We start from the raw sequence: 15,831 nt of genomic DNA, 5'->3' as shown, positions 1-15,831 counted from the left end.
GTTTCCCTGGCCACATCGTAGACTCGGGCCGATAAAATTTTCTTTAAATAGTTCGTTGCCATGCGATGAGCGTACCATGAATGGGCTCTAAGCCCTTAGATTTGCAAGGGTTTATCGCCTTAGATCAACATCTTTCTTGGTTTCCTGCCAATATCAAGATCCCTCAATTAAAATGCATATTTATCAAATATGACGCTATGAACGCTCCATTAGCTTTGAACCAGTTGTTGGATGCCGAAGCGGGTTCACCCCGCCTTCGCGAAATTCCCTACAACTACACCTCCTTTTCCGATCGTGAAATCGTTATTCGCCTGTTGGGTGAGGAGTCCTGGCGCGTTCTGAATGACTTACGTGGCGTTCGCCGTACTGGCCGATCAGCTCGCATGTTGTTCGAGGTTTTGGGTGATATCTGGGTTGTTCAACGTAATCCCTTCTTGCAAGATGACTTATTGGATAGCGCTAATCGCCGTCAATTGTTAATTGACGCTTTATGGCACCGTCTTGGCGAAGTGAAGAAGAGATCTAGCGGCGAATCTGCTGAACAGGTTCAGGTTTTATTAGAAGCTGCACATCGCGCGGTTGAAAGTTTCGAACAGGGCTTTAAAGTGGTTGCAGAAATTCGTAAGCGCGCCCGTAAGGAACTTGGTCGCATTACTGCTGCTGACAATATTTGTTTTGATGGCGTCTCACGTGCGGCACATGTGACTGATGCTACGGACTGGCGTGTTGAGTTTCCGCTGGTTGTTCTTAAGCCGGATTACGAATCTGAGATTCCCGGCCTGGTTAAGGCTTGTGTTGAATTAGGCTTAACTATTATTCCGCGTGGAGGTGGCACGGGTTATACCGGTGGCGCAATTCCTCTCTACGCTATGTCAGCAGTAATTAATACTGAGAAGCTTGAGCAAATCGATGCCGTCCAGCTCAAACGTTTGCCGGGTGTTGATCATGAAGTATCTACGATCTTTACCGGCGCTGGTGTTGTAACCCGGAGAGTTTCAGATGCTGCAGAGCGTGCTGGGTTGGTCTTTGCAGTCGACCCTACTTCAGCTGATGCAAGTTGTATTGGTGGCAATATTGCCATGAACGCTGGTGGTAAGAAGGCGGTCTTGTGGGGCACTGCACTCGATAACTTAGCCAGCTGGCGCATGGTCGATCCAGAGGGTAATTGGCTTGATGTCGAACGTCTCGATCACAATCTTGGAAAAATTCACGTTGTAGAAAAAGTACTATTTCAACTGACTTGGTCTGATGGCTTGAGTGAGCCAGGCGAACGCATTCTCAAAACAGAAACCTTGGAAGTGGAAGGTAAGAGCTTCCGTAAAGAGGGCTTGGGTAAGGATGTGACTGATAAGTTTTTATCAGGCTTACCTGGCGTTCAAAAAGAAGGTTGCGATGGATTAATTACGAGCGCTACTTGGATTTTGCATCGCATGCCTAAATTCATGCGCACGGTTTGCCTGGAGTTTTTTGGCCAAGCGCAAGAGGCCATTCCAAGCATTGTAGAAATCAAAGCTTACCTTGATGGCTTGAGCAAGAATGGTGGACCAATCCTTGCTGGTTTAGAGCATTTGGATGATCGCTATTTGAGGGCAGTTGGTTATTCCACTAAGTCCAAACGTAATGCTTTGCCAAAGATGGTGTTGATTGGGGATATCGCTGGTGATGATGAAGAGGCCGTAGCCGCTGCGACCAGTGAAGTTGTCCGTATGGCCAACAATCGTGTAGGCGAAGGCTTTGTAGCGGTTAGCGCTGAGGCGCGCAAGAAGTTTTGGTTAGATCGTGCTCGTACTGCTGCAATTGCTCGACATACCAATGCTTTTAAGATTAATGAAGACGTAGTCATTCCATTGCCGCGTATGGGTGAGTACACCGAAGGTATTGAGCGTATCAATATCGAACTCTCTCTTAAAAACAAATTACAAGTTTTAGATGGCCTCGAAGTATTTTTGACAAAGAGCGCGTTGCCGCTTGGTAAGAATGACGAAGACTATGAGATCCCTAGTGCTGAAATCTTAGGTGATCGTGTCCAGCAAGCGCTAGAGCTGATTACTAAGGTACGGGCGCGTTGGTCAGACTGGCTTACGCGGATGGATACGTATTTCCCGGATCTGCAGAATTACAGTTTGAGAGCTTCATGGAAGACGGAAGTTCGTGCTGAGCTCAGAATCATTTTTGGCGGCCTAGCATTCGAGCCCATCATCAATGAGCTAGAAGCGATCCATAAAAATATCTTACGTAAGCGTGTGTTTGTAGCGCTGCATATGCATGCTGGTGACGGTAATGTGCATACCAATATTCCAGTGAATTCAGATGATTACGAGATGTTGCAAGATGCACATCGTGCAGTCGACCGGATTATGAAATTAGCTCGCTCACTAGATGGTGTTATTTCTGGTGAGCATGGCATTGGTATTACGAAGCTTGAATATTTGACTGAGGAAGAGCTCAAAGATTTCCGTGCTTACAAAATGCGCGTAGATCCTGAGGGCCGCTTCAATAAGGGCAAATTAATGCCGCATGCGGATCTCAGCATTGCTTACACCCCGAGCTTTGGCTTGATGGGTCATGAGTCCCTCATCATGCAGCAGAGTGATATCGGTGCGATTGCGGATAGCGTGAAAGATTGTTTACGTTGCGGTAAGTGCAAGCCGGTCTGCTCTACACATGTGCCTCGCGCTAATTTGCTTTATAGCCCGCGTGACAAAATTTTGGCAACCTCGTTGCTGATAGAAGCCTTCTTATACGAAGAGCAAACGCGTCGTGGTGTATCGATTCGTCATTGGGAAATGTTTGATGACGTCGCAGCACATTGCACTGTATGTCACAAGTGTTTGACGCCATGCCCAGTCAAAATTGATTTTGGTGATGTCACCATGAACATGCGTAACTTGTTGCGCAAGATGGGTCAGCAGCGCTTTAATCCTGGAACAGCAGCATCCATGCTCTTCTTGAATGCTACCGATCCAGACACAATCAAGTTGGCTCGTAAGACCATGATTGGTTGGGGTTATAAGCTTCAGCGCTTGGGTAATGATGTGTTCCGTAAGTTGGCACGCAAGCAAACTGCGCACCCTCCTGCAACCGTCACTAAGCCGACCATAAAAGAGCAGGTCATCTTTTTTGTTAATAAGAAGATGCCTGGCAACTTACCGAAGAAAACTGCGCGTGCACTTTTGGATATTGAAGACGCGGATTATGTTCCAATTATTCGGGATCCAAAAACAACCTCTGCCGATACAGAGGCAGTATTTTATTTCCCGGGTTGCGGCTCTGAGCGTTTGTTCTCGCAGGTAGGCTTAGCTACGCAAGCAATGCTGTGGAATGTGGGTGTACAGACCGTATTGCCGCCGGGCTACTTATGTTGTGGTTACCCACAGCGCGGTAATGGTGACTTTGATAAAGCGGAGAAGATGATTACAGACAATCGCGTTCTCTTTCATCGCGTTGCCAATACACTGAATTACTTGGATATCAAAACTGTCGTAGTTTCATGCGGTACTTGCTATGACCAGTTAGCGGGTTATCAGTTTGAGCAGATTTTCCCAGGCTGCCGTATTGTGGATATTCATGAGTATTTACTTGAGAAGGGCGTCAAGCTTTCAAATGTGACTGGCGTGAAATACATGTACCACGATCCATGCCACTCTCCAATGAAGTTGCAAGATCCACTCAAGACGGTGAATGAGCTCATTCAATTAGAAGATGGTCAAGCTATTCAGAAGAATGATCGTTGCTGCGGTGAGGCGGGAACTCTTGCGGTATCGCGACCTGACATTTCTACGCAAATCCGCTTCCGCAAGCAGATTGAAATGGAGAAGGCTGCCAATGAATTACGTAAAGATGATTTCACTGGCGATGTCAAAGTGCTAACAAGTTGCCCATCCTGCCTGCAAGGCCTTACTCGATTTGATGCTGATAGTGATACGACTGCAGATTACATCGTGGTTGAAATGGCGCAAAAATTATTGGGCCCTGATTGGATGCAAGACTATGTAGCTAAGGCAAATCAAGGTGGTATCGAGAGGGTATTGGTTTAATGATTCCAACTAATGTTGTAGTACATCAGCAGTCAAAAGTTTTGGAACTCGCTTATGAGAATGGCAATACCTACCGCCTACCTTTTGAATTCTTAAGAGTGGTATCTCCTTCTGCTGAAGTCCAGGGTCATGGCCCTGGGCAAGAGACCTTACAAACCGGCAAGCGTGAGGTGCTCATCGCTAATATTGAGCCGGTAGGCCATTACGCACTAAAGCCTTCTTTCTCGGATGGGCATGATTCTGGTTTGTACTCTTGGGATTACCTACAATTTTTATGCGAGAACCACGAAGCCTTGTGGAAAGAGCATTTGGATAAATTGGCTGCTGCTGGCCTAGACCGCGATGCTCCAATGAGTGTTGCTGGCGGTAAAGCCTGCGGTAGTCATTGAGCATTCAATTAGATAAAGCGAAGAATATGAGTAAGACTCACTTTGGATACCAAAGCGTTGATGAAGCAGAAAAAGCAGGTAAGGTCGCAGAGGTATTTCATTCTGTAGCTAGCAAATATGATGTCATGAATGACTTGATGTCATTTGGCCTCCATCGCTTGTGGAAGAAGGTGACCATTGCTCGCGCTCAAGTTCGCCCCGGCCAAAAAGTATTAGATATTGCCGGTGGTACGGGTGACTTGGCTGCTGCCTTTGCGCGTGCAGCTGCTTGGGGTCATAACTCGGAAGCTCAAGTATGGTTAAGTGACATTAACGCATCCATGTTGGGTGTTGGTCGTGACCGCCTACTAGATCAAGGCTTGGCTTTGCCCTGCGTTCAGTTTGATGCAGAAAAAATTCCCTTTCCTGCAAATCACTTTGATGTCGTGACGGTGGCATTTGGTCTGCGCAATATGACTCACAAAGATGTTGCCTTAAAAGAGATGTTGCGTGTGATTAAGCCAGGTGGTCGAGTGTTGGTGTTGGAGTTCTCTAAGCCGGATGCATTTTTACAACCGGTTTATGACACTTACTCATTCAAGGTATTGCCCTGGTTAGGTGAAAAAATTGCCAAAGATTCCGAGAGCTACCGTTATTTAGCTGAATCCATTCGTATGCATCCAGATGCGCAAACCCTCAAGGAAATCATGTTGGGGGTCGGTTTTGATGAAGTGGATACCCATAGAATGACTGGTGGTATTGTTGCTCTTCATATTGGTATTAAATACTAGTGAATTTGTAGTTTCTAGCAGTCCAGAATTAAAGTGGTTCCATAGGAGATAAAAAGATGAATAAGCATTTTTTCAAAGCAGTTTTATTAAGTGTTAGCTTAATATTTGCCACTGTTGGTCATGCTGATGCTGCCCGTTTAGGCGGTGGTAGAAGTATTGGTAAGGCACCAAGTGCGCCAATGCAAAAACAAGCTGCTCCTGTACAAAAGCCAACTCAACAGGCGCAACCAGCTACACCGGCAGCAGCCCCTAAAGCGCCAACACCTAGTCGTTTTGGCGGTATGGGTGGAATCCTAGGCGGTCTTGCTGCTGGACTGGGCATTGGTTATCTCTTATCTCATTTTGGTTTGGGTGAAGCAGCATCCTCATTAATTACTGGATTGTTGATTGCTGTTTTAGCAGGCTTTGGCATCATGTTTGTGATGAGAAGAATGATGCCTGCCTTATCTGGCGCCAACAAAGGTCCTCAAGTCACCTCGCAAGGAATGCAGCGCGCCAATATGGATCAAGCCCCTAGACAGGAGCCTGCATTTACACCAGCTGCAAATGCATTTGGCGGTGTTGCTGCTGAGCCTGCACCCTTGCAATCAACGTTGCCGCCAGGATTTGATGAATATGCATTCTTGGATAACGCGAAGCAATATTTCTCAACCCTTCAAAAGGCTTGGGATCAGGGCGATTTATCTGCCCTGCGTGAATACACAACGCCAGAGATGTTTGCGACTATCGAACAAGACTTATCTGGTCGCGCTGATAGTTCCAATCAAACTGACGTGGTTACGCTCAATGCGCAACTGCTTGGCATTGAGACAACTGACAATGTTTATTACTGTAGCGTGCAGTTCACAGGCATGATTCGTGAGCAAGCAGGCGCACAGGCAAATAACTTCTCTGAAATTTGGAACCTAAGCAAGCCGGTAAACGGTCCGGGGGGCTGGGTACTGGCGGGTATTTCTCAGTTAGTTTAAGCTTGAGGTACTTTCCACTGAAAGCCCGCACTTGTGCGGGTTTTTTACACTTATGACCACCGCTTCTCCTGTCACTCACCCTATTGCAGCCTCAGCTGCTTGTCGAGGAATCAATCATGTCCTTCGGGCAGAGCCATGGGCTATGGCAGAATTGGCTCGTCATGCTGGCAAAGTGATTTTGCTAGGCTTGCCAATCGGTAACATGTGTTTTGAGATAGCGTCCGAGGGTTCTTTGGTTGCCGTAACCAATATTAATGCTCCAACTCTTGAGTTGGAAGTCTCTCCTGAGGTACTAAGTACTTTAGCTGGCGGTCCGGGTAATTTGCGAGAGCAGGCAATGAAGTCAGTCAGAATTACTGGTGATGCTGACTTGGCGCAATTATTGGGTCGCCTAGCGGGCCAAATTCGCTGGGAGTATGAAGAGGATCTAGCGCGTTTCATTGGAGATGCGCCTGCTAATTTTGCGGTGCGCCAAGGTAAGAAATGGGTTTCTGCTGGAAGATCGGCAGCTACTGATCTACTTGAAAATGTCATTGAGTACGTCAGTGAAGAAAGAAAAGTACTGTTGAATAAACGAGATTTTTTAATTCGTAAGAATGAGTTGAGCGCATTGCGTGATTCGGTTGATCGTATAGAAAAACGCATCCAACTTTTAGAGCGAAAAGGTTAATTCATTGTGCGTCGTCTAGCTCGTCTATCTTTTATTTTCTTCACCGCATGGCGCTACGGCATGTTGCCATTGCTACGCGATATTTTAAAGCCCGGTATTCGTCGCAGTGTGTTGACCGTCATTTGTTGGACCTCTCCAGGCCAGTCTTTACCTAGGGGTGAGCGTATTCGTTTAACACTAGAAGCGCTGGGTCCAATCTTTGTGAAATTCGGACAAGTACTTTCTACTCGACGTGATTTATTGCCAGAAGATATTTCTAATGAATTAGCGAAGTTACAAGACCAGGTTCCGCCATTTTCAAATGATGAATCCTGTCGATTGATTGAGCAGGCGCTGGGGCAGTCAATCGAAGAAGTCTTTATCAGTTTCGATGCAACCCCCGTAGCCAGTGCCTCTGTAGCCCAAGTACACTTTGCTTTATTGCGTGGGACCCAGAAGCATCCAGAGTGGGAAGGTCGCCCAGTCGCAGTCAAAGTTTTGCGCCCAGGTATTTTGCCAATCATTGATGGTGATCTTGCTTTGCTGTACGACCTGGCAAAAATTATTGAGAGATTGTCTGAGGACGGACGCCGCTTAAAGCCGCGTGAAAACGTTGCTGAATTTGATACTCACTTACATGATGAATTGGATCTCATGCGTGAGGCAGCAAATGCAAGTCAGTTACGCCGCTATTTTGTAGACTCTAAAAAATTAATGATTCCTGAGATGTATTGGGATTTGTGTCATACCAATGTCATCGTGATGGAAAAGATGGATGGCATTTCGATTGGGCGCACTGCGGAATTGCGTGCTGCTGGTGTTGACTTCAAAAAGCTTGCTGCAGATGGAGTAGAAATATTCTTTACCCAAGTATTTGAGCATGGGTTCTTTCATGCGGACATGCATCCTGGCAACATTATGATCAGTCTTGAGCCAGAAACATTTGGCCGATTTATCTCTTTGGATTTCGGTATTGTTGGTGCATTGAGTCAGTCTGATAAAAGTTATCTGGCATTAAATTTCCTGGCTTTCTTTAATCGCGATTACCGTCGTGTTGCTGAACTGCATATCGAGTCTGGTTGGGTTCCTGCTAATACGCGAGTTGAGGAACTTGAAGGTGCGGTTCGATCTGTTTGTGAGCCTTACTTTGATCGCCCTCTAAAAGAGATCTCCCTGGGTATTGTATTAATGCGTTTATTCCAAACTTCACGCCGCTTTAAGGTGGAAATTCAGCCGCAACTCACTTTGCTTCAGAAGACTTTGTTGAATGTTGAGGGGCTTGCTCGTCAGCTCGATCCAGATCTAGATCTCTGGAAAACTGCCAAGCCAATTTTAGAAAAATGGATCAGTCAGCAGTTGGGCTGGAGGGCTTTGGTCGATGGTATTAAGACTGAAGCTCCTAGCTGGGCGCAGATATTGCCAACCTTACCCCGCCTAATTGCAGAGAGTTTGGCTCAAGGGCGCGCTCCACAAAAGGATCAAAATCTTGAATTAGAGGTCTTAAAAGGCCTTTTATTGCAGGAAAGACGCACGCATCGCCTTTTGGTGGGTGCTCTGCTGTTTGCAGGGGGCTTTTTGGCTGGGATTCTGATAATCGGCCTCGGTCTTTACTAGTCTGTCGCCTACCAGCGCTTAAACCGCTAAAATGCCAGGTTAGGCAAAGCGCAAGCATAGGCACATGAAAAAATACTTTATCGCAGGCATTCTGGTGTGGGCACCGATGTCAATCACCATTTGGGTGATTGCATGGGGTCTTGGCTTGCTTGACGGTGTTTTTGGCTCTGTAATGCACGCCATTATTGCTGTATTCCCCAATCAGTTTGCTGGTGATTTGCAGCATTTCCGTGAATTGCCGGGTGTAGGTATTCTGATTGTTGTTTCAGTCATCATGATTACTGGGCTACTTGCAATCAGTTTTGCAGGTCAGTGGTGGATGAAGGTGTGGAATCGGTTTATGAACCGCATTCCAATCGTTCGATCCATTTATTCCAGTGTGCAGCAAGTATCTTCGACCTTATTTTCTGGAAGCGGACAAGCTTTTAGCAAAGCATTATTAATTCGCTATCCCCATGCAGATTCTTGGGCGATTGCATTTCAGACTGGCATGCCAGCAATAGAAGTTGCTGCGAAGCTGGGTGAGGACTACGTCAACGTATTTCTACCAACCACGCCAAATCCAACTTCTGGATTTTTTATGATCGTCCCACGTGCGCACACCATTGAATTGGAGATGAGTGTTGAAGAGGCGCTCAAGCATATTGTTTCAATGGGATCGGTTCCCCCAACTAGTTCAACTGGTTTGACCGCTATTAGGTCAAACCATCATCTTTGATTTATAGGAAATTGTTATGTCGATGCGAAGCCATACCTGCGGTCAGGTAACTGAATCACTTATTGGTCAAGAAATTACTCTCTCGGGTTGGGTGAATCGTCGCCGTGACCACGGTGGCGTGATTTTTATTGACCTACGTGATCATCAAGGTTTTGTGCAAGTAGTGTGCGATCCAGATCGCCCAGAGATGTTTGCATTGGCTGAGCAGGTTCGTAATGAGTTTTGTATTCAGATTAAAGGTTTGGTGCGTGCGCGTCCAGCTGGTACTGAGAACAATGATTTGGTCAGCGGCAAGATTGAAGTGCTTTGCCATAGCCTGGTTATTTTGAATGCGTCGATTACGCCTCCATTCCAATTGGAAGATGAGAATTTATCTGAGACCACTCGCTTAACCCATCGCGTTCTGGATTTGCGTCGCCCGCAAATGCAAAAGAATTTGCGCTTGCGTTACAACGTGGCCATGGAATGCCGTCGCTACTTAGATGCTGCAGGCTTCATCGATATTGAAACACCCATGTTGACTAAGAGCACTCCTGAAGGTGCTCGCGACTATTTAGTTCCTTCACGCGTTCATGATGGCCAGTTCTTTGCTTTGCCACAGTCTCCTCAGTTGTTTAAACAGTTACTGATGGTGGCTGGCTTTGATCGTTACTACCAAATTACCAAGTGTTTCCGTGATGAAGATTTGCGTGCTGATCGTCAGCCTGAATTTACTCAGATCGACTGTGAAACAGCCTTCTTAGATGAATTAGAAATTCGTGAGTTATTTGAAAACATGATCCGTCATATTTTCAAAACCACGATGAATGTCGAGTTGCCAAACCCATTCCCAACAATGCCTTATTCAGAAGGTATGGCGCGCTTTGGTTCAGACAAGCCAGACCTGCGTGTGAATTTTGAATTTACTGAATTGACTGACTTAATGAAGGATGTCGATTTCAAAGTGTTCTCTGGTGCAGCAAACCAAGAGGGTGGCCGCGTAGTTGGTTTGTGCGTACCTGGTGGTGCTGAGATTAGTCGTAGTGAAATTGATGATTACACACAATTTGTGGCGATTTATGGTGCCAAAGGTTTAGCATGGATCAAAGTGAACTCAGTTGCCGAAGGTCGTAACGGCTTGCAATCACCAATCGTGAAGAACTTGCATGATGCTGCTATTGAAGGCATCTTGAAGCGCACTGGCGCTAAAGATGGGGACATTATTTTCTTCGGTGCTGATAAAGAAAAAGTAGTCAATGATGCTATCGGTGGTTTGCGCCTGAAGATTGGCCACTCCGCTTGGGGTAAAGAGCATGGTCTTTCCACCGAAGCTTGGAAGCCATTATGGGTAGTGGATTTCCCAATGTTTGAGTACGATGAAGACAACGCCCGTTGGGTTGCATGTCACCATCCGTTCACAAGCCCTAAAGATGAACACATGCAGTATCTTGAGTCGAATCCAGGTAAGTGCTTAGCTAAAGCCTATGACATGGTTTTAAATGGTAGTGAGATTGGTGGCGGATCAGTCCGTATTCACCAAGAGGTGGTTCAGAGTCAAGTATTCCGTGCATTGAAGATTGGTGCTGAAGAAGCGCAGGCTAAGTTTGGATTCTTATTAGATGCCCTGCAATATGGCGCGCCTCCGCATGGTGGTATTGCGTTTGGTTTGGATCGTATCGTCACCATGATGACTGGTGCTGAGTCTATTCGTGATGTGATCGCCTTCCCTAAAACGCAACGTGCACAGTGCTTGCTCACTCAGGCTCCTAGCCCAGTAGATGAGCGTCAGCTAAAAGAACTGCATATCCGCTTGCGCCAAGCTACTCCAGCCGCTTAAGTAAGAAAGTATTTAAAGTATCTTGAAAATCCCCATTTCGGTTTTAGTTGTTATTTACAAATCGAATGGGGAGGTCTTGCTAATAGAGCGGGCTGATAAAACCAACTTCTGGCAATCTGTGACAGGTAGCGTGGATTCTCTTGATGAAGATCTCAATGTGGCTGCTGCACGTGAGGTGCTTGAAGAAACTGGCATCGATGTCAAATCACTACCGGCAAACTCTTTGCAAGATATGCACCATCAAATCGAGTACGAGATTTATCCACAGTGGCGTCTTCGCTATGCCCCTGGGGTGACTAGAAATACCGAGAATTGGTTTTCACTGCTGGTGCCAGATGTTACTCAGGTCCAATTAGCTCCTAGGGAGCATGTCGCTTATCAATGGCTGCCATTTGCAGAGGCTGCTACTCAATGTTTTTCTCCCAGCAATGGTGAGGCCATTCTGCAATTGTTCTCTGCGCCTTAGTGCAGAAGTGACTAAGATAGAGCGATGAGACATTCATCAGGGCATCACCATTCGGCAGCGGCTTCCAATCCTTCACAGGGTAGTGATTGGAAGGTCATTCGCGATTTACTTCCCTATCTACTGGAATATAAGATTAGGGTAGCGATTGCTCTGACATGCTTAGTGGCTGCTAAGGTTACCAACCTCGGTATTCCGATTTTGATGAAGCAATTAATTGATACTCTCAATATCAAGGCAGATTCTCCACAGGTCTTGTTAGTAGTCCCCGCTGGATTGATACTGGCCTATGGCCTTTTAAGAATCTCTGCCTCAATTTTTACTGAGTTGCGTGAATCCCTTTTTGCGCGCGTCACCCAAAATGCGGTGCGTAAAGTAGCCCTTCAAGTTTTTGAACATTTACATTCTTTAGCGCTGAGTTTTCATTTGGCTCGTCAGACCGGCGGAGTTAGTAGAGACATTGAGCGCGGTACCCGTGGTATTCAGTCGCTAATTTCCTATTCCCTGTACAGCATCCTGCCAACCCTCATTGAATTTTGTTTGGTGCTTGGATTCTTAGCTTATGCATACGATATTTGGTTTGCTGCTATTACACTGGTTGCCTTAGTCCTTTATATAGTTTTCACAGTGGTAGTGACTGAATGGCGCACCCATTTCCGCCGCACCATGAATGACATGGATTCCAAGGCCAATCAGAAGGCGATTGACTCCCTCCTCAATTTTGAAACCGTAAAGTATTTTAGTAATGAGGCTTTTGAAGCCAGTCGCTACGACCAAAATTTGGTGCGCTATCAAGCTGCTGCCGTTAAATCCCAGAAATCCTTAGCGGTTCTGAATTTTGGGCAGCAAACTATTATTGCGGTCGGTTTAGTTCTCATACTTTGGCGTGCGACCTTAGGTGTGATTGATGGATCCATGACCTTGGGTGATTTAGTTTTGGTTAATACCCTGATGATTCAGTTGTATATTCCATTGAATTTCTTAGGGGTGATCTATCGCGAGATTAAGCAGGCTCTGACCGATATGGACCGTATGTTCTCGCTCCTCAATACGGAGAAGGAGATTGCTGATGCGCCTAATGCGAAGTCTTTAATTATTAGCAATCAAGGTCGTGGACCTGATGTTCGTTTTGAGAATGTCTCTTTTCATTACGATGCTAAGCGTGAGATTCTGAAAGACGTGAGTTTTAAAATCCCGGCGGGAACGATTACTGCAGTGGTGGGTCAGAGCGGTGCGGGTAAGAGCACTTTGGCTCGTTTGCTGTTTCGTTTTTATGACGTTCAATCCGGAAAAATTTTGATTGATGATCAAAATATTGTGGATGTCACTCAATCCAGCTTGCGTAAGGCGATTGGCATCGTTCCACAAGATACAGTGCTGTTTAATGACACGATTGGTTACAACATTGCATATGGCAATCCCAATGCGTCGATTGAAGAAGTGCATGAGGCTGCTAGAGCTGCGCAGATCGATCGTTTTATCAAACATCTTCCAGATGGTTATGACACCCAAGTAGGTGAGCGTGGCTTGAAGTTGTCAGGTGGCGAGAAGCAACGTGTGGCGATTGCGCGCACTTTGCTTAAAAAGCCAGCGATGCTCATTTTTGATGAGGCAACATCGGCGCTTGACTCCAAAACGGAGCGAGCCTTTCAGGAGGAACTACTTGGCCTCGCGAAAAACCGTACAACTTTGATCATTGCCCACAGACTTTCTACCATTGTTCATGCGGATCAAATCTTAGTAATGGATCGTGGCCAGATTATTGAGCGTGGAACACATGCTGAGTTACTGTCTGCCAATGGTCGATATACTGAGATGTGGCAGATGCAAGAGCGAAGTACTCTTGATTAGAATATCTGTATGAGCAAGCAAGAAACCATTCTCAAAAATGCCTTTGCTGCCGCATTAGCAGTTGCTGACCCAAAGAAAATCATCCCTGAATATCTCAGCAAGATCTTTCCACCAGGTTCAGAGCCTAGTGGCAGGTGTTTAGTGGTGGGTGCAGGCAAGGCGAGTGCGTCTATGGCAACTGCATTAGAGTCTTATGCAAAGAGCCATTGGCCTAATGCAATTTTTGAGGGTGTAGTGTTGACCCGATACGGGCACCACTCTCCAACCAGTGATATCCAAATTATTGAAGCGGGCCACCCTGTGCCAGATCAAGCAGGCATGGATGGCGCCAAAGAAATCTACCGCCTAGTAAGTGAGTTGAATCAAGGCGATATTCTGATTGCGTTGATTTCAGGGGGCGGGTCTAGTTTGCTCACCTTTCCTCAAGCCGGCATCAGCATTGACGATATGCGTAAGACGACTGAAGCACTCTTGCGTTCTGGCGCGCCGATTGAAGAGATGAATGTCGTACGTAAACATTTGTCAGCAATTCTGGGTGGCAATTTAGCAAGACTGGCGATTGCACGAGGTGCACGAGTTGAGGCTTTGCTGATTTCTGATGTTACGGGAGATGCTCCTGCAGATATTGCCAGTGGACCTTGTGCCCCAGATTATTCGACTTATCAAGATGCTCTGAATATTTTGACTAAACATGATTTGGGTCCAGACTCTATTCCGAGATCTGTTTTATCTCACTTGCAGTGCGGTGTTGCTGGTGAGGTTCCAGAGACCCTAAAGGAAGCTGATTTACAAAATACTCTAGTAAACAATCATGTGATTGCTACTGCTTATAAGAGTCTTGAGGCCGCGGCTGATTGTGTTCGTACACAAGGTTACGAGCCAGTGATTTTGGGTGACACCATTACTGGTGAGGCTCGGGATGTGGGTATCGAGCAGGCAGCCTTAGCACGTCAGCATCTGCTGGCTAAGACTAGTAAACCCATTGCCTTCATCTCGGGTGGTGAGTGTACTGTCACCATTCCTAATGGAATAAAAGGTCGCGGTGGTCGCTGTAGCGAATATTTACTGTCACTTTTTGCGGCCTCGACAGACTTACTCAATATTTCCGCTTTGGCTGCAGATACCGATGGTATCGATGGCAATGAAAGGAATGCCGGTGCGTGGTTTACCCCCGAGATTCGCCAGGCTGCCAATAAGCAAGGCTTGATCCTTTCACAGTACCTAGAGCAGCACGATTGCTATGGTTTTTTTGCGCAATTAGATGCTTTGGTGGAAACTGGCCCTACACTGACGAATGTGAATGATTTCCGCATCATCTTGCTTGATAAATAATTATGACTAATAGCTCAACACAAATTCAACTGATTCAGCCAGATGATTGGCATCTGCATATTCGTGATGGTGAAGTCATGAAAGATGTATTGGCAGATACTGCGAGTCAATTTGCGCGCGCCATCATCATGCCAAACTTGAAGCCACCAGTGACTACAGTTGATTTAGCAAATGCCTATCGAGAGCGGATTGAAGCAAATCTTCAATCTCTGGGCGTGACTAGCTTTACTCCATTAATGACTTTGTATCTCACCGATAACACTTCGGCAGATGAAGTGCGCAAAGCAAAAGCTGCTGGTATTGTCGGATTCAAGCTTTATCCTGCTGGCGCTACTACCAATAGCGATGCTGGAGTGAGTGATATCAAGCGTTGCTATGCTGCGCTCGAAGCGATGCAATCTGTTGGCATGCCATTGTTAGTGCATGGTGAGGTGACTAGCTTTGAGATTGATATCTTTGATCGCGAGGCGGTATTTATTGATCACGTGCTAGAACCTTTGCGCAAAGATTTTCCTGAACTCAAGATTGTGTTCGAACATATCACTACTAAGCAGGCTGCACACTATGTGCGTGATGCGCAAACTAGTGGAAAAAATAGTTTAGCTGCCACTATCACTCCGCAACACTTGTTGATGAATCGCAATGCGATTTTTGCTGGCGGGATTCGTCCGCACAATTATTGTTTACCAGTTCTCAAGCGTGAAGAGCATCGTGTTGCTTTGCTAGAAGCAGCAACCAGTGGCAGCCCTAGATTTTTCTTAGGTACTGATAGTGCCCCCCATGCTAAGGGCGCCAAAGAGGCTGCTTGTGGTTGTGCTGGTTGCTACAGCGCATTCAATGCGCTTGGTTTGTATGCTGAGGCATTTGAGAGTGTTGCTAAGCTAGATAAGCTTGAGGGCTTTGCCAGTTTCTTTGGCCCAGATTTTTATTCCTTGCCACGCAATACCCAGAAAATTACCTTGGTAAAGCAAGCGCAAAGCATTCCAGCGGAACTTCCTTTGGGTGATGCCACGATTGTGCCGCTTCGCGCTGGTGAGACGATTGCTTGGACTTTGGCTTAAGCCAATCCTGATTCCCCGTATTGCGTTTTTAAGATAAATTTCTGCGACTGCGTTAGACTGCAGTCGCAGAGTCAATTGGGCAATCGCCGCCTCTTTATTGAGGGGGAGGAAAGTCCGGACTCCATAGGGAAGGGTGATGGCTAACGGCCATCCACGGTGACGT

12 protein-coding genes are annotated in these 15,831 nt (G+C 46.3%); all 12 read left to right on the top strand.

The window, feature by feature from the left end; translation table 11 throughout:
• Positions 1-197 precede the first annotated feature (197 nt).
• The 12 genes from B7Y67_RS05290 (at position 198) to pyrC (ending at position 15,668) form a co-directional block, all read left to right on the top strand.
• Positions 198-4,037, top strand: coding sequence for an FAD/FMN-binding oxidoreductase (locus B7Y67_RS05290; RefSeq protein ID WP_293597713.1), 3,840 nt, complete (start codon positions 198-200; stop codon positions 4,035-4,037).
• A complete protein-coding gene (locus B7Y67_RS05285) occupies positions 4,037-4,426 on the top strand; it encodes a DUF971 domain-containing protein (protein ID WP_293597712.1) in 390 nt (129 codons plus the stop codon). The genes B7Y67_RS05290 and B7Y67_RS05285 overlap by 1 nt, the downstream gene beginning before the upstream one ends.
• Before the next feature lie 26 nt (positions 4,427-4,452).
• The gene (ubiE, locus tag B7Y67_RS05280) at positions 4,453-5,196 is read left to right on the top strand and encodes a bifunctional demethylmenaquinone methyltransferase/2-methoxy-6-polyprenyl-1,4-benzoquinol methylase UbiE (RefSeq protein WP_293597711.1); all 744 of its coding nucleotides are present in this window, start codon (positions 4,453-4,455) and stop codon (positions 5,194-5,196) included.
• A 56-nt stretch (positions 5,197-5,252) separates the two neighbouring features.
• The gene (locus tag B7Y67_RS05275; RefSeq protein WP_293597710.1) at positions 5,253-6,164 is read left to right on the top strand and encodes a Tim44 domain-containing protein; all 912 of its coding nucleotides are present in this window, start codon (positions 5,253-5,255) and stop codon (positions 6,162-6,164) included.
• Between the two features lie 52 nt (positions 6,165-6,216).
• The gene (locus B7Y67_RS05270; RefSeq protein WP_293597709.1) at positions 6,217-6,834 is read left to right on the top strand and encodes an SCP2 sterol-binding domain-containing protein; all 618 of its coding nucleotides are present in this window, start codon (positions 6,217-6,219) and stop codon (positions 6,832-6,834) included.
• Between the two features lie 6 nt (positions 6,835-6,840).
• Positions 6,841-8,427 (top strand): ubiquinone biosynthesis regulatory protein kinase UbiB, encoded by a 1,587-nt coding sequence (ubiB, locus tag B7Y67_RS05265; protein ID WP_293597708.1) that lies wholly within the window; start codon positions 6,841-6,843, stop codon positions 8,425-8,427.
• A gap of 64 nt (positions 8,428-8,491) precedes the next feature.
• Positions 8,492-9,145 carry a DUF502 domain-containing protein gene (locus tag B7Y67_RS05260; protein WP_293597707.1) on the top strand — a complete coding sequence of 218 codons (654 nt, stop codon included), beginning with the start codon at positions 8,492-8,494 and terminating at the stop codon, positions 9,143-9,145.
• A 16-nt stretch (positions 9,146-9,161) separates the two neighbouring features.
• On the top strand, positions 9,162-10,961 hold the full coding sequence (aspS, locus tag B7Y67_RS05255) for an aspartate--tRNA ligase (RefSeq protein ID WP_293597706.1): 1,800 nt from the start codon (positions 9,162-9,164) through the stop codon (positions 10,959-10,961).
• Positions 10,962-10,983: 22 nt separating this feature from the next.
• The gene (gene nudB, locus B7Y67_RS05250) at positions 10,984-11,427 is read left to right on the top strand and encodes a dihydroneopterin triphosphate diphosphatase (RefSeq protein WP_293597705.1); all 444 of its coding nucleotides are present in this window, start codon (positions 10,984-10,986) and stop codon (positions 11,425-11,427) included.
• A gap of 24 nt (positions 11,428-11,451) precedes the next feature.
• The gene (locus tag B7Y67_RS05245) at positions 11,452-13,275 is read left to right on the top strand and encodes an ABC transporter ATP-binding protein/permease (protein WP_293597704.1); all 1,824 of its coding nucleotides are present in this window, start codon (positions 11,452-11,454) and stop codon (positions 13,273-13,275) included.
• 9 nt (positions 13,276-13,284) lie between these two features.
• Positions 13,285-14,607, top strand: a complete 1,323-nt coding sequence (locus tag B7Y67_RS05240) for a glycerate kinase (protein ID WP_293597703.1) — start codon at positions 13,285-13,287, stop codon at positions 14,605-14,607.
• Positions 14,608-14,609: 2 nt separating this feature from the next.
• Positions 14,610-15,668, top strand: coding sequence for a dihydroorotase (gene pyrC / locus B7Y67_RS05235; protein ID WP_293597702.1), 1,059 nt, complete (start codon positions 14,610-14,612; stop codon positions 15,666-15,668).
• The last annotated feature ends 163 nt before the right edge of the window (positions 15,669-15,831 follow it).

The organism is Polynucleobacter sp. 35-46-11 (assembly GCF_002281105.1).
Note: the sequence above shows the minus strand (reverse complement) of the source record. Positions and strands in the feature narration are given on the sequence as shown.

Excerpts from the sequence above, each read along its gene's own strand:
- B7Y67_RS05240 (WP_293597703.1), top strand. The coding sequence starts at position 13,285 with ATGAGCAAGCAAGAAACCATTCTCAAAAATGCCTTTGCTGCCGCATTA.
- ubiE (WP_293597711.1), top strand. The coding sequence starts at position 4,453 with ATGAGTAAGACTCACTTTGGATACCAAAGCGTTGATGAAGCAGAAAAA.
- B7Y67_RS05270 (WP_293597709.1), top strand. The coding sequence starts at position 6,217 with ATGACCACCGCTTCTCCTGTCACTCACCCTATTGCAGCCTCAGCTGCT.
- B7Y67_RS05285 (WP_293597712.1), top strand. The coding sequence starts at position 4,037 with ATGATTCCAACTAATGTTGTAGTACATCAGCAGTCAAAAGTTTTGGAA.
- pyrC (WP_293597702.1), top strand. The coding sequence starts at position 14,610 with ATGACTAATAGCTCAACACAAATTCAACTGATTCAGCCAGATGATTGG.
- B7Y67_RS05260 (WP_293597707.1), top strand. The coding sequence starts at position 8,492 with ATGAAAAAATACTTTATCGCAGGCATTCTGGTGTGGGCACCGATGTCA.
- B7Y67_RS05275 (WP_293597710.1), top strand. The coding sequence starts at position 5,253 with ATGAATAAGCATTTTTTCAAAGCAGTTTTATTAAGTGTTAGCTTAATA.
- aspS (WP_293597706.1), top strand. The coding sequence starts at position 9,162 with ATGTCGATGCGAAGCCATACCTGCGGTCAGGTAACTGAATCACTTATT.
- B7Y67_RS05290 (WP_293597713.1), top strand. The coding sequence starts at position 198 with ATGAACGCTCCATTAGCTTTGAACCAGTTGTTGGATGCCGAAGCGGGT.
- B7Y67_RS05245 (WP_293597704.1), top strand. The coding sequence starts at position 11,452 with ATGAGACATTCATCAGGGCATCACCATTCGGCAGCGGCTTCCAATCCT.